22 protein-coding genes and 1 pseudogene are annotated in these 23,595 nt (G+C 66.5%); 12 read left to right on the top strand and 11 right to left on the bottom strand.

Going from position 1 to position 23,595, the window contains the following annotated elements; genetic code table 11:
• Window positions 1-12: 12 nt before the first annotated feature.
• Entirely contained in the window at window positions 13-663 is a 651-nt protein-coding gene (locus OVA31_RS08135) for a dihydrofolate reductase family protein (RefSeq protein WP_267630577.1), read from the top strand.
• Here the strand turns inward: OVA31_RS08135 and OVA31_RS08130 are convergent.
• From OVA31_RS08130 to OVA31_RS08120, 3 genes are all read right to left on the bottom strand, one after another.
• Window positions 635-1,237: a dihydrofolate reductase family protein gene (locus OVA31_RS08130; RefSeq protein ID WP_267630576.1), complete on the bottom strand. Its 603-nt coding sequence runs from the start codon at window positions 1,235-1,237 to the stop codon at window positions 635-637. The two genes, OVA31_RS08135 and OVA31_RS08130, sit on opposite strands and share 29 nt — an antisense overlap.
• A gap of 93 nt (window positions 1,238-1,330) precedes the next feature.
• Entirely contained in the window at window positions 1,331-1,978 is a 648-nt protein-coding gene (locus tag OVA31_RS08125) for a cutinase family protein (protein WP_267630575.1), read from the bottom strand.
• A gap of 188 nt (window positions 1,979-2,166) precedes the next feature.
• Window positions 2,167-2,496, bottom strand: coding sequence for a VOC family protein (locus OVA31_RS08120; RefSeq protein ID WP_267630574.1), 330 nt, complete (start codon window positions 2,494-2,496; stop codon window positions 2,167-2,169).
• A gap of 175 nt (window positions 2,497-2,671) precedes the next feature.
• On the opposite strand from OVA31_RS08120, the gene OVA31_RS08115 reads away from it, so the two are divergent.
• From OVA31_RS08115 to lon, 3 genes are all read left to right on the top strand, one after another.
• Window positions 2,672-3,565 (top strand): esterase/lipase family protein, encoded by an 894-nt coding sequence (locus OVA31_RS08115; RefSeq protein ID WP_267630573.1) that lies wholly within the window; start codon window positions 2,672-2,674, stop codon window positions 3,563-3,565.
• Between the two features lie 399 nt (window positions 3,566-3,964).
• Window positions 3,965-4,669, top strand: a complete 705-nt coding sequence (locus OVA31_RS08110) for a hypothetical protein (protein WP_267630572.1) — start codon at window positions 3,965-3,967, stop codon at window positions 4,667-4,669.
• Between the two features lie 114 nt (window positions 4,670-4,783).
• Window positions 4,784-7,111, top strand: coding sequence for an endopeptidase La (gene lon / locus OVA31_RS08105; protein ID WP_267630571.1), 2,328 nt, complete (start codon window positions 4,784-4,786; stop codon window positions 7,109-7,111).
• A gap of 120 nt (window positions 7,112-7,231) precedes the next feature.
• On the opposite strand, the gene OVA31_RS08100 is transcribed toward lon, so the two are convergent.
• Window positions 7,232-7,801 (bottom strand): TetR/AcrR family transcriptional regulator, encoded by a 570-nt coding sequence (locus OVA31_RS08100; RefSeq protein ID WP_267630570.1) that lies wholly within the window; start codon window positions 7,799-7,801, stop codon window positions 7,232-7,234.
• A gap of 400 nt (window positions 7,802-8,201) precedes the next feature.
• Between OVA31_RS08100 and dnaK the strand changes: the two genes are divergently transcribed.
• From dnaK to OVA31_RS08075, 5 genes are all read left to right on the top strand, one after another.
• The gene (dnaK, locus tag OVA31_RS08095; protein ID WP_267630569.1) at window positions 8,202-10,058 is read left to right on the top strand and encodes a molecular chaperone DnaK; all 1,857 of its coding nucleotides are present in this window, start codon (window positions 8,202-8,204) and stop codon (window positions 10,056-10,058) included.
• The gene (gene grpE, locus OVA31_RS08090) at window positions 10,055-10,708 is read left to right on the top strand and encodes a nucleotide exchange factor GrpE (protein ID WP_267630568.1); all 654 of its coding nucleotides are present in this window, start codon (window positions 10,055-10,057) and stop codon (window positions 10,706-10,708) included. The genes dnaK and grpE overlap by 4 nt, the downstream gene beginning before the upstream one ends.
• Before the next feature lie 150 nt (window positions 10,709-10,858).
• On the top strand, window positions 10,859-12,055 hold the full coding sequence (gene dnaJ / locus OVA31_RS08085) for a molecular chaperone DnaJ (protein WP_267630567.1): 1,197 nt from the start codon (window positions 10,859-10,861) through the stop codon (window positions 12,053-12,055).
• 2 nt (window positions 12,056-12,057) lie between these two features.
• Window positions 12,058-12,453 carry a heat shock protein transcriptional repressor HspR gene (locus tag OVA31_RS08080; RefSeq protein ID WP_267631445.1) on the top strand — a complete coding sequence of 132 codons (396 nt, stop codon included), beginning with the start codon at window positions 12,058-12,060 and terminating at the stop codon, window positions 12,451-12,453.
• A gap of 63 nt (window positions 12,454-12,516) precedes the next feature.
• Entirely contained in the window at window positions 12,517-13,647 is a 1,131-nt protein-coding gene (locus tag OVA31_RS08075) for a hypothetical protein (RefSeq protein ID WP_267630566.1), read from the top strand.
• Window positions 13,648-13,682: 35 nt separating this feature from the next.
• On the opposite strand, the gene OVA31_RS08070 is transcribed toward OVA31_RS08075, so the two are convergent.
• Window positions 13,683-14,834, bottom strand: coding sequence for an FAD-binding oxidoreductase (locus OVA31_RS08070; RefSeq protein WP_267630565.1), 1,152 nt, complete (start codon window positions 14,832-14,834; stop codon window positions 13,683-13,685).
• 135 nt (window positions 14,835-14,969) lie between these two features.
• Here OVA31_RS08070 and OVA31_RS08065 point away from each other — a divergent pair, with 135 nt between their 5' ends.
• Complete coding sequence (locus tag OVA31_RS08065; protein ID WP_267630564.1) at window positions 14,970-16,121, top strand: amidohydrolase family protein; 1,152 nt, start codon at window positions 14,970-14,972, stop codon at window positions 16,119-16,121.
• A gap of 29 nt (window positions 16,122-16,150) precedes the next feature.
• On the opposite strand, the gene OVA31_RS08060 is transcribed toward OVA31_RS08065, so the two are convergent.
• A complete protein-coding gene (locus OVA31_RS08060; RefSeq protein WP_420714154.1) occupies window positions 16,151-17,098 on the bottom strand; it encodes a serine/threonine-protein kinase in 948 nt (315 codons plus the stop codon).
• A 40-nt stretch (window positions 17,099-17,138) separates the two neighbouring features.
• On the opposite strand from OVA31_RS08060, the gene OVA31_RS08055 reads away from it, so the two are divergent.
• Window positions 17,139-18,536 carry an FAD-binding oxidoreductase gene (locus OVA31_RS08055; RefSeq protein ID WP_267631443.1) on the top strand — a complete coding sequence of 466 codons (1,398 nt, stop codon included), beginning with the start codon at window positions 17,139-17,141 and terminating at the stop codon, window positions 18,534-18,536.
• Between the two features lie 91 nt (window positions 18,537-18,627).
• Here the strand turns inward: OVA31_RS08055 and OVA31_RS08050 are convergent, their stop codons facing one another.
• From OVA31_RS08050 to OVA31_RS08040, 3 genes are all read right to left on the bottom strand, one after another.
• Window positions 18,628-18,963, bottom strand: coding sequence for a DUF1330 domain-containing protein (locus OVA31_RS08050; RefSeq protein ID WP_267630563.1), 336 nt, complete (start codon window positions 18,961-18,963; stop codon window positions 18,628-18,630).
• 212 nt (window positions 18,964-19,175) lie between these two features.
• Window positions 19,176-20,858 carry an acyl-CoA dehydrogenase family protein gene (locus OVA31_RS08045; RefSeq protein WP_267630562.1) on the bottom strand — a complete coding sequence of 561 codons (1,683 nt, stop codon included), beginning with the start codon at window positions 20,856-20,858 and terminating at the stop codon, window positions 19,176-19,178.
• Window positions 20,859-20,897: 39 nt separating this feature from the next.
• Window positions 20,898-21,575 carry a TetR/AcrR family transcriptional regulator C-terminal domain-containing protein gene (locus tag OVA31_RS08040; protein ID WP_267630561.1) on the bottom strand — a complete coding sequence of 226 codons (678 nt, stop codon included), beginning with the start codon at window positions 21,573-21,575 and terminating at the stop codon, window positions 20,898-20,900.
• 209 nt (window positions 21,576-21,784) lie between these two features.
• Between OVA31_RS08040 and OVA31_RS08035 the strand changes: the two are divergent.
• Window positions 21,785-22,309, top strand: a pseudogene (locus OVA31_RS08035) (transcriptional regulator); the annotation flags it as partial.
• Here OVA31_RS08035 and OVA31_RS08030 read toward each other — a convergent pair.
• Window positions 22,294-23,151 (bottom strand): aldo/keto reductase, encoded by an 858-nt coding sequence (locus OVA31_RS08030; protein WP_267630560.1) that lies wholly within the window; start codon window positions 23,149-23,151, stop codon window positions 22,294-22,296. The pseudogene OVA31_RS08035 and the gene OVA31_RS08030 sit on opposite strands and share 16 nt — an antisense overlap.
• Window positions 23,148-23,582: a cupin domain-containing protein gene (locus OVA31_RS08025; protein ID WP_267630559.1), complete on the bottom strand. Its 435-nt coding sequence runs from the start codon at window positions 23,580-23,582 to the stop codon at window positions 23,148-23,150. The genes OVA31_RS08030 and OVA31_RS08025 overlap by 4 nt, the downstream gene beginning before the upstream one ends.
• Window positions 23,583-23,595: the final 13 nt, after the last annotated feature.

The raw sequence follows: 23,595 nt of genomic DNA, 5'->3' as shown, positions 1-23,595 counted from the left end.
CAGGATTGTCGAATGGGTCAGCTACTGAAAGTCCAGAACTTCACGGTGTCGCGCGACGGCTTCGGGGCCGGTGACGGACAGAGCCTCGAACGGCCGTTCGGTCATGCCGATCCGGCGACGTTGATGTCGTGGGTGATCAAGACAGCGAGTTGGCCCAACCGCACCGACTCCGGCGGCACCCGCGGGCTCGACGACTACCTGACCCGCGACTTCTCCCACAACATCGGTGCCGAGATCATGGGCAGCAACAAGTTCAGCCCGTACCGCGGACCCTGGGAGGATCACAGCTGGCTCGGCTGGTGGGGCGACGAGCCGCCGTTCCACACGCCGGTGTTCGTCCTGACCCATCACCTGCGACCGTCGTTCACCTTGTCGGATACGACGTTCCACTTCATCGACGACGACCCGGCGACGGCCCTCGACAAAGCGAAGGCCGCCGCCGACGGCAAGGATGTGCGGCTCGGCGGCGGCGCGACCACTGTGCGGGAATTCCTCGACGCCGGCCTGGTCGACACCTTGCACGTGGCGGTGGCAAACGAGGTCGAGCTCGGGTCCGGCGTGCGACTCTGGGAGTCACCCGACGAGCTGCTCGATCGCTATCGCTGCGACGTCGTGCCGAGTCCGGGCGGTGCGGTCACGCATCATCTGTTCTGGCGGCGGTGACATAACGCAGGTGGGTGGCGCGGCGACCGGGGACGACCGTCGGGTCTGCGAGGAGCCGATGGCCGTTCGCCAGCGGGCCGAAGTAGCGGATCCCCTCGCCGAAGAGCACCGGTACGAGGCTGACGCAGATCTCGTCGACCAGATCGAGGTCGAGGGCCTCTTGGATGATCGTCGGGCTGGCGATGATCACATCGGCGGAACCTGCGATCTGCCGCGCCCGTGAGATGGCACCGGCCACGTCGTCGACGAAGGTGGTGTTCGGCCACCGGGTCGTGGCGTCCTCGGGCGGGTGATGGGTGACGACGACGACCGGGACGCCGACCGGGTGGTTGTCGCCCCAACCATCGGTGATGTCGAACAGGCGTCGTCCGGACACCAGTGCGCCTGCGTTGCCGGTCAACTCGCCGAGGACGTCCGCGTCGGCATCGTCGACGTGGAATCCGATGTCCTCGTTCGCGCTGGCCACCGCCGTCTCGCCGGCGTCGTACCAGGCGAACAGCTCGCCCGGATCGTCGTTCGGGTCGGCGATGAAGCCGTCGAGCGACATCGTCATGTGCGTGATGACTTTTCCCATGGTGGAGCCTCCTCGGTCGCGCCGGTCAACAGTTGTGACCAGGCGCGACCGAGGAACTCATCGGAGTGGGCGAGAAACGCCGACGGTCAGGCTCTACAGCCGTCCGACCACGTAGTGTGCGGCGTCCAGCGGCATGCCGTTGACGGTGTAGAGCACGTGCAGCGCGTTGGGCTGTCCCACCGGTGCGCCGTTGCAGATGGTGTCGCCGGGGATGCAGTACCGGACCGTCTTGGGCTCATAGGGGGCGCCGACGCGAATCCGCGGTGCACCGATGTCGCTGATGAACCGGTCCGAAGGCGGTGCGAAGAGAACCACCGCCGCGACATGGCTCGCCACCTTGGCGGGCAGCGGGGCGGGCACCTGCGACTCGTACTGGCGGTAGCGATCGGCGATCGTGATCTTCCCGCTCGTCGCATACCCGGCGACCACCGCTCCCTGCGAATATCCGCCGAGGACGATCCGGGTCCGCGGGCAGGTGGCGGCGATGGTCTTGACCTCGTTCTGGGCTTCCTTCACGCCGTCAGCCACGGTCTTGACGAACTTCGGGCGATTGTTGAAATCGCTGCTCGCGGGGTATTTCACACCCTGGGCGGCCACCGACTTGCCCGGCAGTTGCGAACGCAGCGCCGCGACGAACGACTGACCGGTCAATCCGATCGGAGGCGCCGGTTCGGCGGTGCCGCGCGCAAAGACGACCGCGACGTCGGAGCACGTGGCAGCCGACGCCTTCGGGGCGTTCATCACCACCCCGCCCGCGAGAGCCGCGAACAAACAGAGAAACGACACGGTCAATCGGGCGCCGACGCTGGACAGAGCACTGGTTGAACTGTGGGATTCAAGGTTCATGCACATGGTTCGGACGTGGACGGCGTTCGGATGGGTCGAATTTCCAGCTGATCTCCAGGCTGGTTGCACCTGTCGGCGATTGTTCACTTGCCACCCACACCGATCTCGTTGCCATCGGGATCGCGGAAGACGGCCTTGCGGACACCGTTGTCGTAGGTCTCCGTCGACTCGGGTTCGACGCCGCGCGCCGCGGCTGCGGCGAGGAACTCATCGAGACTGTCGACGAACAACGTCGCGCGCCCGTGCCCGGCGTCGTCGGGTGCGATGACAGCGTAGAGGTGGCCATGCGCGGTGAGTGTCCAGACCCGTTCCTGATCGTTCGGGTCGAATGACGTCACGTCACCCAGGAGTCGTTCATACCAACCGGCAGCGTTCGCCAGGTTGCTGACGGGGATACCCGCGAACAGATCCATAGTCGTGACCTTTCGGAACGGTTGTCTTCGATCATCTCACCTTCGCGCTGTGCGCCGGGCCGAATGGACGCCGCCCGGCCGATGGATGTGGGACCCAGCGCCGTATCGCCACTTGGTACCATCCCGGAGATTCGAGAAGCACAGCGTGCGAAAGACGGTGATGAGGGGAGAATCCATGGGTGCGAGGCGAATTCGGGCAGCGGTCACGCTGGTGGCCGCCGTCGTCTCGGGAGCGTTGACGGCAGCCACGGCGCCGACTGCGAGTTCCGCCCCAGCTGCGAACGGGGGAGATCCGGTCTACCTTGTCCACGGCTACAACGACTCCGGCAAGTCGGATTGTGCATCGTTGTGGGGCGATGCCATGGACTACTTCACGTCCAAGGGGATGACCAGATCGTCGCTGCACACCGTCGGGTACTACGCGGGTGACAGCAACTGCGATGTCGACCTCGGCAACGCCAGTACCGATACGCGGATCAAGACGGTGGCGGCGGCACTCGCCAACCACATCTACGACGCCGACACGCGTAAGGGCCAGTCGGTCGACATCGTCGCGCACTCCATGGGCGGACTCGTGACGCGCGTGGCATTGCTGGGCTCGGCGCAGCACTGGAAGGGCTTTCCGGCCGCGAAGCTCAAGGTCGGCGATGTCGTCACGCTGGCGACTCCGCACCAGGGCATCATCGATGAGTTCAAGTACCACAGTGTGCAATGGGACGAGATGGTGCCGGGCTCGAAATTCCTGGAGGTACTGCAGGCGCCCGAGAACCGGCTCGACCAGAAGTGGGCCGCGGGTGTCGACTGGAGTCTCGCCGGGTCCGATGAGGACCAGACCGTGTACGCCGGTTCCGGTTACGACAAGGATCGACCGGCAGAGCACAAATACCGCTACGCGTCAGATGCAGATCACGACATCTCGCACACCAACATGCGCATGCTCAAGCCAGGGGGCGGCAAGTACAACCTGCGCTACTGGCACGCATCCGAGGGCAAGCCGCACGACACCACAAACGGATGGGCTCCGCTGGAGACCGCGTTCAACGCGGTCGATCGCGGCGACGCCTGGTAGACCGCGCCGGCCTCAGACGCTCACCGCATCAGCCGATTTGCGTGCCGCGGCGTAGGTGCGAGCAGCCTCGGCCGGTGAATCGACCTGTGGTGGCGAACCGGTCAGTGGTTGCCGTGACGTGGGCGTGCGCCCACCGCATCGGTGAGGTCCTGCCGTCGACAACTCCGGATTCGGACATGACTCCACGGTTGGCAGTCGTCGTGGCGATCGGCGAATCATCAAGGCGCATTGGCGGTTTGGGAGATATGTCCAGAATGTTCGCTTCCGGCCCACTCGGCAGTGCTAGCTTTTGTATAAGTCGAGTCTGCAGAAAGGCGCATGAGCAGCCGCGCGCTCACTGTTCTGATCGATGGGCTGCTCATCGAGGATGGTGCACCACCCCACCGTAAGGTCTCTTGGATGCGACGCGTCATACGAGTCTTCTGGGGGCGACGACCGGAGCCCGTCGAATCGGTTGCTGCTCGATGGCGCCAGACGTTGGAGCAGGTCGCGCCCCTGCTCTCATCGGTACCGGCGGTGGCGGAGCTGCGGTGGCGTCAGGTCCGAGCGTCCGGCCCACCCACCCCCGTGTCGGTCGGCGAGTTGGTGTCGCTGCTGATCGACGCGCAGTCGGCGGAACCCTGGTCGGACCGGGTGGGTGTGGGACTGCGGGTCATCGCCGGCACCACTGCGGGCCTCGAGCTGGAGATCTCTGGAGTCGCGGGCGGCGAACCCGAATATCTCTTGCAGTCAACGGTTCTCGCCGTCGAATCGCCGGAGGGTGTCGTCATCGACGAGGTCGGTCTGCTCGCGATGCTGGCGACGATCTGGGAGCCGGACTTCGGGGACGTCACTGACGACGCGATCCTCGATGCGTTGGAGGACGACGCCGGGTACACCGTCGGAGAACCTGTCGTCGGGCGCGTCGGCTACCTCTCGCCCGGTCGAGCTCGGCTAGTGCCGCACGGCGAGGCCATGGCGCGGATCGACCTGCCGTCCGGCGGCGTGCTCCTGACGGTCGCCGACCCGGGCGACGTCGAGGCCGTGGTGGATGGGTACCGGCGACTTGATGCTGCCGGTGTCCTCCGGCCGCTCGCGACGCCGCTGGAGCGCGCGACTCTCTGAGCGGCGAACCGGTGAGCGGGAATGGCGATACCATTCCGCTCCTGGCGAAATATCCCCGGGAACAAACATCCCGCCACCAGGGTTGAGTCGGTCAGACTGAACTTTGGAGGATGAATGTCACAGACATATTCAGTGCCCGTTCTGTTCGTTCCGGACCTCGTCGTCCTGCCGGGCATGGTTGTCCCGATCCCGCTCGACGATGCCGCCCAGGCGACCGTTGACGCGGCCCGCGCGAGTGAATCCGGCAAGCTCCTGGTCGCGCCGCGACTGGACGACCGGTATCCCAGCTACGGCGTGATCGCGTCGATCGTGCAGGTCGGGCGCATGCCCGGCGGGCAGACCGCCGCGGTGGTGAAGGGTGAGACCCGGGCCCAGATCGGCACGGGTGCGCCCGGCCACGGCAACGCGCTGTGGGTCGAGGTCACCGAGATCGATGATCCCGAGATCACCGACGACGTGAAGGCGCTGGCTGCCGAGTACAAGAAGCTCGTGCTTGCCATGCTGCAGCGCCGGGAGGCGTGGCAGATCATCGACGGCGTCAACAAGATGTCGGATCCGTCTGCACTCGCGGACACCTCCGGCTACTCGTCATGGCTGACCGACATCCAGAAGCGTCAGCTGTTGGAGACGCCCGACATCGGCGAGCGGCTCACCCTGCTCATCGAGTGGACCAGCGAGCACATCGCCGAGACCGAGGTCAGCGACAAGATCGCCGACGACGTCCGCAACGGGATGGAGAAGCAGCAGAAGGAATTCCTGCTGCGCCAGCAACTCTCCGCCATCCGCAAGGAACTCGGTGAGGACGAGCCCGAAGGTGCCGACGACTATCGCGGTCGCGTCGAAGCCGCCGATCTTCCCGACAAGGTGCGTGAAGCCGCCTTGCGTGAGGTCGGCAAGCTCGAACGTGCCAGCGATCAGTCGCCGGAGACCGGCTGGATCCGGACCTGGCTCGACACCGTGCTCGACCTCCCGTGGAGCGAGCGGACCGAGGACTCTACCGACATCAAGGGTGCCCGCGAAATCCTCGACGCCGATCACCACGGTCTGGTCGACGTGAAGGATCGCATCGTCGAATACCTGGCCGTTCGGGCTCGGCGTGCCGAGCGTGGCCTGCAGGTCGTCGGCGGTCGCGGGTCGGGTGCTGTGATGGTGCTGGCCGGCCCTCCCGGCGTCGGCAAGACGTCGCTGGGTGAATCGGTCGCCCGTGCTCTCGGTCGCAAGTTCGTCCGCGTCGCCCTCGGCGGCGTGCGTGACGAGGCGGAGATCCGCGGTCACCGGCGCACCTACGTCGGTGCCCTACCTGGCCGCATCGTGCGGGCCATCGGCGAGGCCGGATCGATGAATCCGGTTGTGCTGCTGGACGAGATCGACAAGGTCGGCTCGGACTACCGCGGCGACCCCGCGGCGGCGCTGCTCGAGGTCCTCGACCCCGCGCAGAACCACACCTTCCGTGATCACTACCTCGATCTGGATCTCGACCTCTCGGACGTCCTGTTCCTGGCCACCGCCAACGTGGTCGAGAACATCCCGTCGGCGCTGCTGGACCGGATGGAGCTGGTGACCATCGACGGCTACACCGAGGACGACAAGGTCGCGATCGCCCGTGACTTCTTGCTGCCGAGGCAGGCCGAGCGCGCGGCCCTGACCGACGCCGAGGTGACCGTCGCCGACGAAGCACTGCGCGAGATCGCCGCGAACTACACCCGGGAACCCGGTGTGCGACAGTTCGAACGGCTGCTCGCCAAGTTGCTCCGCAAGGCTGCGACCAACCTCGAATCCGGCAAGGCGCGGGCGCCGATCGAGATCGGGGAGTCCGACCTCAAGGAGTACATCGGTCGCGCGCGCTTCACTCCCGAATCGGAGGAGCGTACGGCGGTGCCGGGCGTGGCCACCGGTCTGGCGGTCACCGGCATGGGTGGCGACGTCCTGTTCATCGAGGTCAACGGCACCGACGGCGAGGCGGGTCTCAAGCTGACCGGTCAACTGGGCGACGTGATGAAAGAGTCGGCGCAGATCGCACTTTCGTACGTGCGAGCGCACGCCGAGCAACTCGGTGTCGACCCGGTGGCGCTCGACAAGACCATCCACGTGCACGTGCCTGCGGGTGCCGTGCCCAAGGACGGTCCGAGCGCAGGCGTCACGATGGTGACGGCGCTGGTGTCGATGGCGACGGGCCGCAAGGTTCGTGCCGACGTGGGGATGACAGGTGAGGTCACGCTGAACGGGCGAGTGCTGCCGATCGGTGGAGTCAAGCAGAAACTGCTTGCCGCGCAACGTAATGGACTGCGGACCGTCTTCATCCCGCAGCGCAACGAGCCCGACCTCGACGACGTCCCCGCCGAGGTTCTCGAGGCGCTCGAGGTCAAACCGATGGTCGATGTCGCCGACATCATCGCGCAGGCGCTGGAGCCGGTCGAGGAACTGGCGGTGTCCGCTGCCTGACGGTTGCATGACCGGCGATCGATCGGAAATCTGAATACGACCGCGGCGTGGGCGCGCCGCGACGACAACTATTGTCGCCGCAATGCGCTCACGCCGCAGTCATATTCGTCGACGGAGGGCTCAACCCCCGGCGAACCCGAAGATCCGTGCGATCGCGGCGCGGACCATCGGGCGGTGGAAATTCGTTGTCGCAACGAGCGTCTGCTGTTGGATGAGGCCTTCGACCAGAGCGACGATGAGTTCGGCCGTTCGCGCCGGGCTGTCGGGCGCGTTCGACCGGACGAACGGTTCGGTGAACGCGACAAAGGCGTTGCGATTGGTCGTCACCTGTTTGCGCAGGCCGTCATCGAACTGTGACTCGACGAGCAGCGCATGGCGGGCCGCGACGAGTCCCGTCTCCGCCGACATGGCCGCCACGAAATCGGTGGTGCAGTCGAGGACGAGACCGGTGGAGGGCTCGTCGGTCTCCAGGATCGGCCCGAACGTGCGAATGGCGATCGCGTACATCTGCTCGTATGCCTCGGTCAGCGCGAGTGCCTCGAGCTTCGCCCGGGTCGGCGCGTAATAGTTCACCGAACCGGGAGGCAGGCCGGCCGCCTCGTCCACCGAACGATGGGTGAGTGCGCGGAGCCCTCCGGTCGAGATGACCGTCAGGGCGGCCTCGCCGAAACGTTTGCGCCGGTCAGCCATCAACGAGATCCATGGTCACGCCGCCTCCATCATTTCCCAGGTCACGCCCGCAATCGCCGGGGCGTGAGCCTGCGCCCGGCGGCATGAGTGTATTCGGCGGCGTACCGGACCATGAGGTATGGGGAGGGAGATTCTCCCCACATTGAGTCCACCGCACTCAACTTATTTCGTCGATCCGGGAACAATCCGCCAGGTGGGTCCGTTGAGGAAATCGAGAGACCTGAGTCATGTAGGCTCAACCCAGGTTGACTCCGGCTTGTTTGTTCAGTAGGACATGAGTCGGATGCACTGAAGTTCGGGTTCCGACGCGGGTCTCGACGAAACATCCGCGGTTCGTGCAGTAAACGGCTCGGGCCCGGCCACGTACTTGGGTGCAACCCATGAACCAGGAGGAGAACACATGTCTCGTGCAGTTGGAATCGACCTCGGCACCACCAACTCGGTGGTCTCCGTGCTCGAAGGCGGCGAAGCCGCTGTCATCGCCAACGCCGAAGGCTCCCGGACGACCCCGTCGGTGGTCGCATTCGCGCGCAACGGCGAGGTGTTGGTCGGGCAGCCGGCGAAGAATCAGGCGGTCACCAACGTCGATCGCACCATCCGTTCGGTCAAGCGCCACATGGGCGAGGGTGACTGGACCGTCGGTGTCGACGACAAGAAGTACACCCCCCAGGAGATCAGCGCGCGCACGCTGATGAAGCTGAAGCGCGATGCCGAGTCGTACCTCGGTGAGGACGTCACCGACGCGGTGATCACCGTCCCCGCCTACTTCAACGACTCGCAGCGTCAGGCCACCAAGGAAGCCGGCCAGATCGCCGGCCTCAACGTGTTGCGCATCGTCAACGAGCCGACTGCGGCCGCATTGGCCTATGGCCTCGACAAGGGCGAGAAGGAACAGACCATCCTGGTCTTCGACCTCGGTGGCGGTACGTTCGACGTCTCGCTGCTCGAGATCGGTGACGGTGTGGTGGAGGTCCGGGCGACCTCGGGCGACAACCACCTCGGTGGCGACGACTGGGATCAGCGCATCGTCGACTGGCTCGTCGACAAGTTCAAGAGCCAGAACGGCATCGACCTGACCAAGGACAAGATGGCCATGCAGCGGCTGCGTGAGGCCGCCGAGAAGGCCAAGATCGAACTGTCTGCTTCGCAGAGCACGTCGATCAACCTGCCGTACATCACCGTCGACGCAGAGAAGAACCCGCTGTTCCTCGACGAGCAGTTGAGCCGCAGCGAGTTCCAGAAGATCACCTCGGACCTGCTGGAGCGGACCCGTTCGCCTTTCCAGGCCGTCATCAAGGACGCCGGCATCGCCGTCGGCGACATCGATCACGTTGTCCTGGTGGGCGGCTCGACCCGTATGCCCGCCGTGACCGAGCTGGTCAAGGAGCTCACCGGTGGTCAGGAGCCCAACAAGGGCGTCAACCCCGATGAGGTCGTCGCGGTCGGTGCGGCCCTGCAGGCAGGCGTGCTGCGCGGCGAGGTCAAGGACGTGCTGCTGCTCGACGTCACCCCGCTGTCCCTCGGCATCGAGACCAAGGGCGGCGTGATGCACAAGCTGATCGAGCGCAACACCACCATCCCGACCAAGCGGTCGGAGACCTACACCACGGCGGAAGACAACCAGCCGTCCGTGCAGATCCAGGTCTATCAGGGTGAGCGCGAGATCGCCTCGCACAACAAGCTGCTCGGCTCGTTCGAGCTCGGCGGCATCGCCCCGGCGCCGCAGGGTGTCCCGCAGATCGAGGTGACCTTCGACATCGACGCCAACGGCATCGTGCACGTCACCGCGAAGGACAAGGGCACCGGCAAGGAGAACAGCATCCGCATCCAGGAGGGCTCGGGCCTGAGCAAGGACGAGATCGACCGGATGATCAAGGACGCCGAGGCACACGCCGACGAGGACCGGACGCGTCGCGAGGAGGCGGAAACCCGCAACCAGGCCGAGTCGCTGGTCAACCACACCGAGAAGTTCCTCAAGGACAACGAGGACAAGGTTCCCGGTGAGGTGAAGGACAAGGTCAACGCGGCGATCGCCGAGGCGAACGAGTCCCTCAAGGGCACCGATCTCGCGGCGATCAAGTCGGCCGTCGAGAAGCTCTCGGCCGAGTCCCAGGAGATGGGACAGGCGATCTATGCCGCCTCGGCTGCGGAGTCGCCCAACGGTGAGGCACCGGAAGGTGAGACCGCAGGCGGCGACAGCGACGTCGTGGACGCCGAGGTCGTCGACGAGCCGTCGAACACCGGGGACAACAAGTGACCGGTGGCGAGCCGGAAGGCACCTATCCCGACGAGCCGGTCACGGTGTCCGACCGTCGACGCATCGACCCCGAGACGGGCGAGGTGCGCGACGCGGCGGGCGCCGGACCGGGCCCGGCGGAAGCCGAGCCGGCAGCAGACGAGCAAGCCGACCAATCAGCGGACGCCGACGGCGCGGCCGATCAGGTCGATGCGCGTATTGCCGAGTTGACCACTGATCTGCAGCGTGAACGCGCGCAGTTCGCCAACTTCCGGCGGCGTGCCGCGGAGGAGAAGCAGGGATCGGTCGCCTACGGCAAGCAGGTGCTGATCGAGAAGCTGCTCCCGATCCTCGACGATCTCGACCGCGCCCGTGCGCACGGCGACCTCGAAGACGGGCCCATGCGGACCATGGCCGACAAGCTCAGCTCCGCTCTGGGTGCCGAAGGGCTGGTCAAGTTCGGTGAGTCCGGCGACGAGTTCGATCCGGAACTCCACGAGGCGGTTCAGCACGAGGGCGAGGGTGCCCATCCGGTCATCGGTTCGGTGTATCGCGGTGGGTACCGTCTCGGCGAGCGGGTGATCCGCACCGCGATGGTGACGGTCACCGATCCGGTCGAGGGCAGCACGGTCGGAGCCGTGCCGGAAAACGAAGAAACTGGTGCACAATAAGGCAACCGTTTCATCTGCCTGCCCGGTGGTGCGCAGCGGCGACGCGACGTCGCGCGCGGCGCATCACCGGGCAGCACGGTTCGACCCACAACTTCACGAGCGAAGACAACTACATCGAGACAACTGAGACAACGAAGGAGGTGACGTCTGGTGGCTCCACAACGTGAGTGGTTGGAACACGACTTCTACAAGGACCTGGGCGTTGCTTCTGACGCTTCGGCTGAAGAGATCAAGAAGGCCTACCGCAAGCTCGCACGCGAGCTGCACCCGGACGCGAACCCGGGCGACACGGCGGCCGAGGAGCGCTTCAAGCGGGTGTCCGAAGCCCACAGCGTGCTGTCCGATGCCGAGAAGCGCAAAGAGTACGACGAGACCCGCGCGATGTTCGCCGGTGGGCGATTCCGCGGCGGGGGCAACGGCTTTCCCGGAGGTTTCCCGGGCGGCGGCGGCACATATACGACGACGGGTGGCGCCGACTTCGATATCGGCGACCTGTTCGGCAACGGTGGCGGTACGACCAACTCGGCAGGCGGATTCGGCGACCTCTTCGAAGGATTGTTCAATCGCGGGCCGCGGACGTCCACGGCGACGCGTCCCAAGCGCGGCAACGACCTCGAGACCGAGACCACGCTGAGCTTCAAGGACGCCGCGCAGGGCACCACGGTCCCGCTCCGGGTGACGAGCCCGTCGCCGTGCACCACGTGTCACGGCAGCGGGGCAAAGCCCGGAACGAGCCCGCGAGTCTGCCCGAACTGCAACGGTTCCGGATTCGTCAGCCGCAATCAGGGAGCGTTCGGCTTCAGCGAACCGTGCCAGGATTGCCAGGGCACCGGATCGCGCATCGACGACCCCTGCACCGACTGCGACGGCTCCGGTGTGAAGGTTCGTGCCCGGACCATCAACGTCCGCATCCCTGCTGGCGTGGAAGACGGACAACGTATTCGGCTCGCAGGCCAAGGTGAGGCAGGACCTCGCGGCGCGCCGTCGGGAGACCTGTACGTCGTCGTCCACGTACGTTCGGACAAGGTCTTCACCCGAAGCGGAAACGACCTCAAAGTGCAACTGCCCGTGAGTATCTCGGAGCTGGTGCTGGGCGCCACGGTGTCGGTGCCGACACTCGACGGCACGGTCGGGGTGAAGATCCCGGCCAACACGACCGATGGCCGCACACTCCGCGTCCGTGGCCGAGGCGTGCCGAAGCGTTCCGGTGGGGCAGGCGATCTGCTGGTCACCGTCAAAGTCGCGGTACCGCCGAAGCTCGACGACGCGGCCGCCGAAGCCATGCGTCGATACGCGGAGGCCGAGAAGGCCGGCGGTTTCGATCCGCGTGCCGGGTGGGGGCGATGATGATGGCAGGCAAGTTCGAGAGTGAGGGCAGCGCGACCTTCATGATCTCGGTTGCCGCCGAACTCGCCGGTATGCACGCTCAGACGTTGCGTACCTACGACCGGCTCGGTCTGGTCACCCCACAGCGCACCAGCGGCGGCGGGCGACGGTACTCGGCGCGCGACGTCGAGCTGCTCCGCGAGATCCAGCGACTCTCCCAGGAGGAGGGCGTCAACCTCGCCGGGATCAAGCGGATCATCGATCTGAGCAATCAGGTCGACGCGCTACAACAGCGGGTCCGCGAACTCCAGACCGAGGTGGACAACGTTCCGCACCGCCGCAGCGGCGAACTCGTGCCGGTACCGCGCACCAGCGCGCTGGTGGTATGGCAACCGCGCCGCAAGCGCAAAGCCGACTGATCGCGGTCGGGAACCACCCGCTACCCTGACTCCCGACAACGTCGCCGGAGACAGGACAGGACCATGGCCGAGACGCAGAGCACCCGCACCCAGGGCAGCTCGAGCTCGGCCGGGTCGGTCCTCGGCATCTCCGTCATCGAAGACCAGATCGTCTCGGTCGTGCGCGGCGCCGACGGCGAGATCGTCGCGAGCAATCTGGTCGACCTGTCCGATCCGTCGGCGCAGAGCGCGGAGACCGCCATCCACGAGCTCGTCGACTCCGTGCCGTACGACATCGACCGGATCGGCATCGCGTGTGCGCGACCGGCCACCCAGAGCTACCTGCAGGCGAACCTCGCGCCCGGGACTTCGCGTCCGGGCTGGTACGAGAAGGTCGCGCTCACCGACATGCCCGCTGCACTCGCCGAGGTTGCGCGGGGCTCGGCCGGTGTCCGCGGCATCATGGCCGTCGTCGATCTGGATCGAACAGCCGTCCCGTCACCGGGCTCGTCGGTGGTCACGTTGGACTCGGCGACCGGCGAGGTGCTCGGCACCGCGGAGTTCGCCTACGGCTCGCCGGGACCCGTGACCGATCCGGCACACGCGACCGCAGTCGCCGAGGCGGTGATCTCGGCGCCTGGCGGATCGTCGGTGACGTCGGTGTTGTGCACCGGACCCGGCGCCGACGTGCCGGGCGCGGTATCTGCGTTGGGCTATGCATTGGCTCGCCCGGTGACCGCCGCCGACCAGCCCGCCCTGTCCTCCGCGGTGGGCGCTGCGATCCTCGCACTACGGCCCGGAGCGGTGTCGCGCGGTTCGTCGAATCGGCGTTGGTGGCTGATCGGCGCGGCGATGGCCGGTGCCCTGGTGCTCGGCGCGATCGCGGCGTCGGCGGTCTTCGCGGGTGTCGACGCAACCGAGGAGAAGGCGCCGACCACGACGACGGTGACCGCTGCGCCCTCGACCATCACCGTCACCTCGACGGCGCAGCCGCGGACCGAGACCCAGACCGCCGTCGAGACCTCGACGGTGACCCGGGATCGGCAGACGGTCACCAAGACGACCACCGAGACGGAATCGGCGGCGGACCCCGCCACGGTCACCGAGACGGAGACCACGACCGAGACCACGACCGAGACCAGGTTCGGCGGTGGCGGTGAGGCATCCGCGAACCGGTGGGCGCCCGAGGCTTCGCAGGACACGCCCAGCCGGTAGACGGACCGGGGTCGGCGGGCGCGGATGAACTGCGTTCAGGTCACCGGGTCGTGTTGAATCCGGCTCGCCGGGACACCCGCGATCAGCAACCGCCGCCGCGTCGCCTCGATCATCTGGGCCGAGCCCGCGATGAGAACCTGACGGTCATCCCACGGACCGGTCTGCGCCACCGCGTCGCCCAGCGTGCCGATGATGTGGTCGATGCCGAGGGCCTCGGGTGCCGTCGTCGAGGTGATCCACCACGGGTCGCTGGTCTCCTCCGACACGGCGGTGACGGTCAGCCACGGGTTGGTGCCCGCGATGCGGCGCAGCACCGCAAGGTCGTAGAGCTCACCGGGATGACGCATCCCGTAGAAGATGTGTGTCGGCGGCGAGTCGGCTCGCTTCGACATCTCGATGAGCAGCGCTCGCAGTGGCGCGAGACCGGTGCCGCCCGCAACCATGAGCACCTTCTGATCACGCTTGACGTGCAAAGTCCCGTGCCCTTGCGCGAAATACCAGGTGTCACCGCTCCGGGTCTCACCGACGATCGCCGAACTGACCGTCCCACCGGAGACCGCGCGCACATGGAATTCCAGTTCACCGGCGGGGTTCGGTGGAATGGCAGGGGACAGGTTCCGCCACATCCGAGGTCGCTGCGGGATCTGCACCTCCAGGTACTGCCCGACGACGAAGCGCAGCGGTGCCTTGGTGATCAGGCGAACCACCGCGAGGTCACGGGTGATCCGGAATTTCTCCACCACCTCGGCCGACCACAACGCGGGATGCGGGGCCGTCTCGGCCGCACCACGCATGACACCGGTGGTCAGCATCATCGCCTGCGTCACGGTCTGCGCGGATTCGTCGTCCCAGTAGTCGCCGAGCACCGATGCGAACTCGGCGATCAGGGCCTGGTAGATGATGCCGTAATGCTCGGGCCGCACACCGAACTTGCGATGATCCCGACCGAGCTGTGCGAGGAATTCGATCAGTTCGTTGTGCCCGTCCTCGCGCGGCACCACGTCGAGGACGTGATCGATGACGTGATAGAACGCTTCGCGCTGTCCCGCCATCACCGCGGGAAAGAGCTCGCGGAGGTCGGGATCGATGGCAAACATCCTGGTGTAGACGTTTGCGGAGAATCTGTCGGGATCGCGCCCGATCAGCGTGCGTAGGTGATGGAGCGTATGCCGAGAGTGGCTGGGCACGTCGTGGGGTCACCTCCCTGTACTGGTACTGCGGATTTTCCCGCCCAAGACTAATCACCCTAGCGGTCGTTCGACGAGGACTGATGATCGATCATTCGATGTCGGGTTCGCGCGGTGTGTGGCAGGCTCAGAGATGTGAGCTCGCTCGATGGCGTGGTGCCGGGCATAGTCGATGCCCATCTGCACCAGTGGAATCCGCGGAGCACGCCGTGGGCGGCCAATCGACTGTCGCGGCTCTACAGTTTTCTTCCCGCCTTCGGCGATCGTGTCTTTCCGATGGTGGTGTCGCAGGCGGATCGGGAGTACGTGCTCACGCCGAGCACGGTGGCCCGGGTGTACGAACCCCTGCAGTATCTGGCCGATGCGTCGGCCGTCCGAACGGTCGCCGGGGTCCGGGTCGAGACTGTCGTACACATGGAGTCGCATTGGCGCCGCGACGACACCGCAGGCCGGGCCGACACCCCGGCGGGACGTTCGGCCGTCGAGGAGACCCGGTACGTCACCAAGCTCCCGTTCGGGGTCGGTCAGGCGCCCGAACTGGGTGCCATCGTCGCGCACGCCGATCCGCGCGCCGAGATGTTCGCGGAATTGCTCGACGAGCACGCGGCGCTCACCGACCGCCTGCGCGGGGTCCGTTGGATCACCACCCGGCACCCCGATCCTCGCATCCGTAACGGTGCCGACGCGGACGGGATTCTCGCGTCGACGTCGTTCCTCCGCGGATTCGCCGAAGTTGCCGAGCGCGGCCTGGTGTTCGACGCCTTCGTCTACTCGCATCAGCTCTACGACGTGGTGACGCTCGCGCGCGAGTACCCGGAGGCGACCATCGTGGTCGACCATCTCGGGACGCCGGTCGGGGTGTTCGGTCCGGTCGGAGCGCGGACCGGTGCGACCGCCGGCGCCCGAGCAGACATCCTGCGCCTGTGGCGGGAGCGGATGACCACGCTGGCCGCGTGTCCCAACGTGGTGGTCAAGTTGTCCGGGCTCGGGTTGCCGGTCCTGGGCTACGGCCGGGAGCGGTGGGGCAACATCGGCAGCCGGGGCACCCTCGCCGAGATGGTCGGCCCGCTGGTCGAACACGTCCTCGGACATTTCGGCCCCGACCGGTTGATCTTCGGATCCAACTTCCCGATCGACAAGCCCAACACCGCACTCGACATGGTGATCGGTGCACTCATCGATCTGCTCGAGCCCCAGGGTGGGGAATACGTGTTACGGAAGGTGTTCCGTGACAACGCCATGCGGGTCTACGGGATCGACCAGGCTGCCCCATCGCCGATCTTGTAGCAAAAACCCGCGGTGGCCGCGGATTTCTACTACAAAGTTCGACGCCACGGCCAGCGCCGCTGCGGGGCCCCGGCCGGCACCGGGATGTCCCGCAGCGCTCGGGTCACGATGTCGGTGAACGCCCTGCATGTCTCGTACCGGGTGCGTGGATCCTTTGCCAGCGCCTTGGCGAACACCGAGTTGAGTGCCGAGGGCAGCCAGGGGCGAGCCCGGGTCAGCGGCGGGACCGGATCGTGGAGGTGGGCATGGGTGATGGCAAAAGCCGTCGCCCTCTGGAAGGGCGGGTCGCCGGTCAGTAGTTCGAACAGGCTGGCGGCCAACGCATACTGATCGGTTGCCGGTGAGAGACGTTGAGCGGTGAGCAATTCCGGCGAGGCATAGGCGATCGACCCCTGGACCCTGCCGTTACGCGCAAGCGGACGGGCGTCATCGAGCAGCTGGGCGATACCGAAATCCGTGAGGACCGCATGAACGTCGTCGGATGGCGTGGTGACCATGATGTTGGCGGGCTTGACATCACGGTGCAGGACTTCGCGGGCATGGGCGAAATCGAGTGCGTCGGCGATCTGCGCGCCGACCTGCGCGATCATCGTGATGTCGGGCTCGGCGGGACGGTGGGCGATCAGGTCGGCGGCCGTCATCCCGCCGATGTACTCCATCGCCATCCACAGAACGCTTGCGGCAGTGTGCTTGTCGCCGATCGGGGGTGGATCCATCTCCCCGCGTGCGTACATCTTGACGATGTGGGGGTGCTGCAGGCGAGATGCGATGGTGAACTCGCGGTCGAACCGCTCGCGAACCCGTTGCCGGTCGTTGGGCCCGGTGTGGAGCACCTTGAGCGCGACCGGATCGGCGGCACCATCGCGGTGTGCGCGATATACTTCGGCGCTGCTGCCGCTACCGAGGAGCGCATCGATGGTGTAGCCGGCCACCATGTCGCCGGCCTCCAGCACCGCAAAGTCGCTCACCCTGGTCATTCTGCCGGGTCGTCGGACCTATGGTTGACACATGACCCGAATGACCGAGCCCGCCTCGTCCGGTCCCGGCGCCCGAACGGTGGCCACGGACTCCCTTGCCGCTGCGCTGCCGAACGGGATGGTGGTCACCGACCCCGACATCCTCGCTGCATATCGGCAGGATCGTGCGCAGGATCCGCAGGCCGGGACGCCCCTCGCGCTGATCCGCCCGACGACCACCGAGCACGTTCAGATCGCGGTTCGCTGGTGTGGCGAGCATGGCATCCCGCTCATCACCCGCGGGGCCGGGACCAGCTTGTCCGGCGGTTCGACCGCTGTCGACGGAGCGGTGATGATCTCGACGGAGAAGATGCGCGAGCTCGCCATCGACACCGCGACACGGACCGCGGTGGCACAGCCGGGACTGTTCAACTCCGAGGTCAAGGCGGCCGCCGCAGCCAATGGTCTCTGGTATCCGCCGGACCCGTCGTCGTTCGAGATCTGCTCGATCGGTGGCAACGTCGCCACCAATGCCGGCGGTCTGTGTTGTGTGAAGTACGGCGTGACCACCGACTACGTGCTCGGACTCGAGGTGGTGCTCGCCGACGGTCGCGCAGTGCGGCTCGGCGGCATGCAGTTGAAGGACTCCGCCGGTTTGTCACTGACGAAACTGTTCGTGGGCAGCGAAGGTCTGCTCGGCATCATCACCGAGGTGACCCTGCGTCTGTTGCCGCCCCAGGCGCCGGCCTCCACCGTCGTGGGAACCTTCGCATCGGTCCACGAGGCCAGCCAGGCCGTCCTCGCGATCACGTCGCAGATCCGGCCGGCGATGCTCGAGTTCATGGACTCCGTCTCCATCAACGCTGTCGAGGACATGCTGCGGATGGGGCTCGACCGGGAGGCGGGGGCACTGCTGGTGGCCCAGTCGGATGCTCCCGGACCGGCCGGGGCGGCTGAGGTCGAGATCATCTCGCAGGCGTTCGAGGCACACGGCGCGAGCGAGGTGTTCGCCACCGACGACCCGCAGGAGGGTGAGGCCTTCACCGCGGCCCGGCGCGCCGCGATCCCGGCCGTCGAGAAGATCGGGTCACTGCTCCTCGAGGACGTCGGGGTGCCGCTCCCACAGTTGCCCGCGTTGATCGACGGCGTGGGGACGATCGCTGCCGACAACGGCGTGCTGATCTCGGTGATCGCCCATGCCGGCGACGGCAACACGCATCCGCTGATCGTTTTCGACCCGGCAGACACCGACGAGGCCGCCCGTGCACAACGCGCCTTCGGACAGATCATGGATCTGGCGATCTCCCTCGGTGGCACCATCACTGGCGAACACGGAGTCGGCAGGCTCAAGAAGAACTGGCTACCGGATCAGGTCGGCCTCGACGTCATGGATCTCACCGCGACCATCAAGCGTGCCCTCGACCCGCACGGCTTGCTGAATCCCGGAGTGATGCTGTAGTCGCTCAGGGACAGGTCCCGCTCAGCCATTCCGTTCCCGCTCATCCTGCCGGGTGCGCGGGAACGGAATCGCTGAGCGGGAATCGGGAAGGCTACGCGGACGTCGCGATCAGCCGCGAGTCGGCGATCGCCGCGGTGCGATGGCGAGCGATGAATTGGTAGTCAGGAGTGGTGACCATCTGCCGGAACGCGTTCGGGTTGGGGTAGCGGACCACCAGGATCGAATCCCAGCGCTCGTCGTCGGGACCGATCACGGTGGGTCCACAATCGCCGTGCAGCACCACCTCCGCGCCGGTCTTGTCGAGGTGCGCCGTGGCCGCCTTGGTGTACAGACGGTAGGCCTCGGCGCCGGAGATCGGCTGTGCGGGCGCGATGTCGTCGGCCTGCGAATAGTCGGCGACATCGCGGAACCGGAGCAGGTTGAGCATGGTGACGGGTTGGTCGGCCGGTAGCTCGGACAGCTGCCCGAACTGGCCCTTGCGTGGGTCGACGGCGCGGCGGTCGGTGGGTGGGAGTTCGGTGCTGATGGGACGCCTCCGTGGGTCGGGTGGTTTCGGTCGGGGTCCCGCTCACCCATTCCGGTCCCGCGCATCCTGCGGGATGAGCGGGAACGAGATCGGTGAGCGAGAATGGCCGCGGGTCAGTGCCTTTCGAGGATGGCGGACAGGTCGGCGCCGTCCGGCAGCGCGCCGTATTCGAAGTTGCGGTCCTCGCCGAGGCGGGCCGCGATGAACGCGTCGGCCACCGGTGCCGGTGAGAACCGTACGAGCAGAGACGCTTCGAGGGCAAGGGCCATCGACTCCACGACGGAACGGGCGCGCCGTTGCGCCGATGCCGCGTCGAGGCGGGAGAGCTCGCCGAGGTGGTCGCGCAGGCTGTCGAGATGGGTGTCGAGGGTCCGGTTCGACCCGCGGGCCAGGGAGATCTCGGCATCGAATGCCGCCACCGACTCGGGCTCACGGGTCATCGCCCTCAACACATCAAGCGCGATCACGTTGCCCGACCCCTCCCACACGGCCATCACCGGCTGTTCGCGGTACCGCATCGCGAGCGGGAAATCCTCGGTGTAACCGTTGCCGCCCAGGCACTCCAGCGCTTCGTAGGAGTGGTGCGGGCCGCGCTTGCAGATCCAGTACTTCGCGACCGCGGTGGCGAGTCGCCGGAAGGCGCGCTCCTGGTCGTCGGCGTCCTCGTCGTGGGCGCGGGCCAGACGGATCGCAGTGACCGTCGCGGCTTCGGATTCCAGCGAAAGATCGGCGAGTACGGCGGCCATCGCGGGCTGATCGGCGAGCGTCGCACCGAACGCGGCGCGGTGGCGAGCGTGCCAGACCGCCTCGGCGACGGATTGCCGCATGCCGGATGCACTGCCGAGGACGCAGTCCAGGCGGGTCTGGGCGACCATCTCGATGATGGTCCGCACGCCGCGGCCCGGCTCCCCGATCATCACCGCGACGGTGCCGTCGAGCTCGATCTCCGACGACGCGTTCGACTTGTTGCCGAGTTTGTTCTTCAGCCGCTGGATGCGGAAGACGTTGCGGGTACCGTCCGGCAGCACCCGGGGCAGCAGGAAGCACGAAAGGCCTTCACCTGCGGGGCCTTCCGCCTGCGCCAACACCAGGAATGCATCCGACATCGGGGCCGAGCAGAACCACTTGTGGCCCGTGAGCAGATATTCGGCGCCGGGACCACCGCCTGCGACTGGCTTGGCGACCGTGGTGTTGGCGCGGACATCGGAGCCGCCCTGCTTCTCGGTCATCGACATCCCGAAGATCGCCGACTGCTTGTCGGCAGAGAGGTCGGGAGAGTAGCTGCGGGACAGGGCCTTCGGAACCCACTGCGCGGCGACGTCGGGCTGTAGTTCGAGCGATGGGATCACCGCATGGGTCATCGACACCGGGCAGGCGTGGCCCGGCTCGATCTGACCGAACATCATGAATCCGGCGGCCCGCACCACATGGGAACCGGGCTGCGGGTCGGCCCAGCAGCGGGTGTGCGAGCCGTGGGCGATCGACGCGGAGATGATCCGGTGGTACGCGGGGTGGTACTCGACCTCGTCGACCCGGTTGCCCCACCGATCGTGGGTGTGCAACTCGGGCGTGATCGTGTTGGCCAGGTGGGCGTCGTGCTGGAACTGTTCGCTGCCGACCAGGGCGCCGATCTCGCGCAGCTCGTCGTCGGCCCATCCGCCGTCGTGGCGTTGAACGGCCTCGCGGAGAACGGTGTTGAGTTCATATTCGTTGATGTCGCGACGGGGCGCGGACTGGTTGAGCACCGTGTGCGTGACGTGGGGCTGCGGTGTGGTGTGGGTGTCGGACTGCGTCATCGTGTTTCCTTCTCATCTCGCTGGTCGAGTGCCATGGGCTCACGTCGCTGGTCGAGTAGCCGCGAACGAAGTGAGTGGCGTATCGAGACCACCCGCCAAAGTTCGATCGAGAACCTGCTCCGGTATCTGCAGATTCGTGAAGATCACTGCGACAGCATCTTCGAGGTTGTCGTCGAAATCGGGCCCGGTCGCGGCCTTTTGGACGATGAGCCCGAAGATCGCCGACCAGAACGCTTTTGCCTCCACCCCTATCTCGGCGCGCAGTTGCCAGCCGGTCCGGACCAGGGTGCGCATCAGGGCCTCTTCGCCACGTTCGTGGAGGGTGCGCAGCGTATCGCTGATGCTGTCCCGGAGATCCGCGCGACGCGAGACGAGGAGCATGGCAGTCGTGAAGAGTTCGACGTTGCGGGCCTGCGCACCGAGCAGCGAACTCACCAGGGTGTTGGTGTACTCGCGCACCGTGGTGGCCGACGCGGCGGCATCCTCGGCGTGCCGGCCGGCGCGCAGTACCGCCGCACACGCCACCTCGACGAAGAGTTGCTCCTTGGAGCCGAAGTAATACGTGACCTGGTTCGGGTAGGCCCCGGCCCGCTGGCAGATCTGCGCGATGGACGCCGTCTCGCCCTGCTCGACGAACACCTCGGTGGCCGCGGACAGCAATGCGCGACGTGTCGCCTTACCGGCTTCACGCGTTCCGCGTCCGTTTGCGCTGGTCATCGCCACCTCGTCAAGTGTTTGTATGGAAAACAATAAATGACGAGCGGGTGGGGGTCAAGGATGGGTCGGAGAACCTTTCAGGACCCGTGCCAGGCACTGCCGAGGCCGCCCACGTTTCGCGACCACCGTTGAATACATGGACAATCGAGCCGAGATTCGGGAGTTTCTGGTGACCCGCCGCGCGAAGTTGCTCCCCGAGGGCACCGGCCTTCATCCGCAACGGCCGCCTGGACGTCCTGGCGATCAACGCCCTGGGCCAGATGCTCTACTCCGAGGCCTTCGTGAGCACCGAGCGGCCGGTGAACATGGCGCGCTTCTGCTTCCTCGACGAGGGTGCGCACCGGCTCTACCCCGATTGGCGGAAAGCCGCTGAAACGTCTGTCGCCCTCTTGCACACCGAGGCCGGACGCGACCCCTCCAATGAGCAGCTGACCGAGCTCGTCGGAGAGCTGTCCACCCGTTCCGAGGAGTTCCGCGCGCTCTGGGCCCAGCACGACGTGCGCCTGCACCAGTGTGGCTACAAGGACTTTCGGCATCCGGTGGTCGGCGAGCTACGCCTCAGCTTTGATGCGCTGAGCCTCCCTGCACAGCAGGGGCTGACCCTGACGGCCTATAGCGCTGAGCCGAACACCCCGTCGGATCCGCGGATGCGTTTTCTGGCCGAGCTGACGTTCGGGACGGACGGTCCGTCGGCGAGGGCGTCCGCGGCGGATCGCTCCTACTTGCCGCTGTAGACGGGGAACGCGCTGGACTCGCCGTAGTCCTGAGCGTGCAGGTCGCGCAGCGCGCCCATGTCTGCCTCTGAGATCTCGAAGTCGACCGCGGCGTTGGAGCGCATGTGCTCGGGGTTGGCGGTCTTCGGCAGTGACACCGCGCCCAGCTGCAGCGTGTAGCGGATGCATAGTTGCGGGACGGTCACGCCGTACTTCTCGGCCATCGCCTGCACGACGGGGTTCTCGAGGATCTCTCCATGGGCGATCGGCGAGTACGCCTCCACGAGGATGTCCTTGCCCTCGCAGTATGCGATCAGCTCGGACGGAGTGTTGCCGGCATGTACGAGCAGCTGGTTCACGTGCGGGACGACGGTCGCAGTCGGCAGTATGTTCTCCAGGTCGTGCTGCTGGAAGTTCGACACCCCGATGGCACGGATCTTGCCGGCGTTGTGGGCGTTTTCGAGGGCCCGCCACGCCTGGCGGTTGCCGTCGGCGTAGTCACCGCCGCGGAAGTCGTCCCACGGTTGCGGGCTGTGGATCAACATCAGGTCGATGTGCTCCAGACCCAGCGCGGCCAGCGATCCGTCGATCGCCGCGGCCGCGCCTTCGTAGTCCTTGATCTCGGCGGCCAGCTTCGTGGACACGAACAGGTCGTCGCGGGCCGCGCCGGAGATGCGCACGCCCTCGCCGACGCCGCGCTCGTTGCCGTATGCCTGGGCGGTGTCGATGTTGCGGTACCCGATCTCCACGGCCGCGCGGACGGCATCGGCGGCCTTGTCGTCGTCGATGAACCAGGTTCCCAGCCCCAGCTTGGGGATCTCGAGGCCGTTCGAAAGGGTGTAGTTCTCGGTCAGGATGGTCATGCCTTCTCTCCGTTCTTCGGCAGCTCTGCGTACACATCGTCGGCGACGGGCTCGAGCCATTCGTTGCTGACACCTTCGCCCGGGGTGATGAAGGCGACGTGGGAGAACCACGAATCCGCCTTCGCGCCATGCCAGTGCTTCGTGCCCGCCGGGACGCGGATCACCGTTCCCGGCTCCAGGCTGATCGGGTCCTCACCCTCGGCCTGATACCAGCCGCTGCCCGCCGTGCTCAGCAGGATCTGGTCACCGCCGCCGCCGGTGCCGTGGTGGATGTGCCAGTTGTTGCGACAGCCCGGCTCGAACGAGACGTTGCTGACGGGAACGCTCCCGGAGGTGAGTGGAGCCAGGTAGCTCTGGCCGATGAAATACTGCGCGTAGGCGTCGTTCTCCTCCCCGAGCGGGAAGATCTGATCGAATCCGTTGTCGTTCATGTCGTCTCCTTCA

Origin of the sequence: Gordonia sp. SL306 (assembly GCF_026625785.1) — a bacterium.
In the GTDB taxonomy this organism is placed as follows: Bacteria; Actinomycetota; Actinomycetes; order Mycobacteriales; family Mycobacteriaceae; genus Gordonia.
Note: the sequence above shows the minus strand (reverse complement) of the source record. Positions and strands in the feature narration are given on the sequence as shown.

Excerpts from the sequence above, each read along its gene's own strand:
- OVA31_RS08060 (WP_420714154.1), bottom strand. The coding sequence starts at position 17,098 with ATGACCAGGGTGAGCGACTTTGCGGTGCTGGAGGCCGGCGACATGGTG.
- OVA31_RS08130 (WP_267630576.1), bottom strand. The coding sequence starts at position 1,237 with ATGGGAAAAGTCATCACGCACATGACGATGTCGCTCGACGGCTTCATC.
- OVA31_RS08055 (WP_267631443.1), top strand. The coding sequence starts at position 17,139 with ATGACCGAGCCCGCCTCGTCCGGTCCCGGCGCCCGAACGGTGGCCACG.
- OVA31_RS08050 (WP_267630563.1), bottom strand. The coding sequence starts at position 18,963 with ATGCTCAACCTGCTCCGGTTCCGCGATGTCGCCGACTATTCGCAGGCC.
- OVA31_RS08075 (WP_267630566.1), top strand. The coding sequence starts at position 12,517 with ATGGCCGAGACGCAGAGCACCCGCACCCAGGGCAGCTCGAGCTCGGCC.
- OVA31_RS08125 (WP_267630575.1), bottom strand. The coding sequence starts at position 1,978 with ATGAACGCCCCGAAGGCGTCGGCTGCCACGTGCTCCGACGTCGCGGTC.
- lon (WP_267630571.1), top strand. The coding sequence starts at position 4,784 with ATGTCACAGACATATTCAGTGCCCGTTCTGTTCGTTCCGGACCTCGTC.
- OVA31_RS08120 (WP_267630574.1), bottom strand. The coding sequence starts at position 2,496 with ATGGATCTGTTCGCGGGTATCCCCGTCAGCAACCTGGCGAACGCTGCC.
- OVA31_RS08135 (WP_267630577.1), top strand. The coding sequence starts at position 13 with ATGGGTCAGCTACTGAAAGTCCAGAACTTCACGGTGTCGCGCGACGGC.
- OVA31_RS08080 (WP_267631445.1), top strand. The coding sequence starts at position 12,058 with ATGGCAGGCAAGTTCGAGAGTGAGGGCAGCGCGACCTTCATGATCTCG.
- OVA31_RS08100 (WP_267630570.1), bottom strand. The coding sequence starts at position 7,801 with ATGGCTGACCGGCGCAAACGTTTCGGCGAGGCCGCCCTGACGGTCATC.
- OVA31_RS08045 (WP_267630562.1), bottom strand. The coding sequence starts at position 20,858 with ATGACGCAGTCCGACACCCACACCACACCGCAGCCCCACGTCACGCAC.
- OVA31_RS08030 (WP_267630560.1), bottom strand. The coding sequence starts at position 23,151 with ATGACCATCCTGACCGAGAACTACACCCTTTCGAACGGCCTCGAGATC.
- OVA31_RS08115 (WP_267630573.1), top strand. The coding sequence starts at position 2,672 with ATGGGTGCGAGGCGAATTCGGGCAGCGGTCACGCTGGTGGCCGCCGTC.
- OVA31_RS08025 (WP_267630559.1), bottom strand. The coding sequence starts at position 23,582 with ATGAACGACAACGGATTCGATCAGATCTTCCCGCTCGGGGAGGAGAAC.
- OVA31_RS08110 (WP_267630572.1), top strand. The coding sequence starts at position 3,965 with ATGCGACGCGTCATACGAGTCTTCTGGGGGCGACGACCGGAGCCCGTC.
- dnaK (WP_267630569.1), top strand. The coding sequence starts at position 8,202 with ATGTCTCGTGCAGTTGGAATCGACCTCGGCACCACCAACTCGGTGGTC.
- OVA31_RS08040 (WP_267630561.1), bottom strand. The coding sequence starts at position 21,575 with ATGACCAGCGCAAACGGACGCGGAACGCGTGAAGCCGGTAAGGCGACA.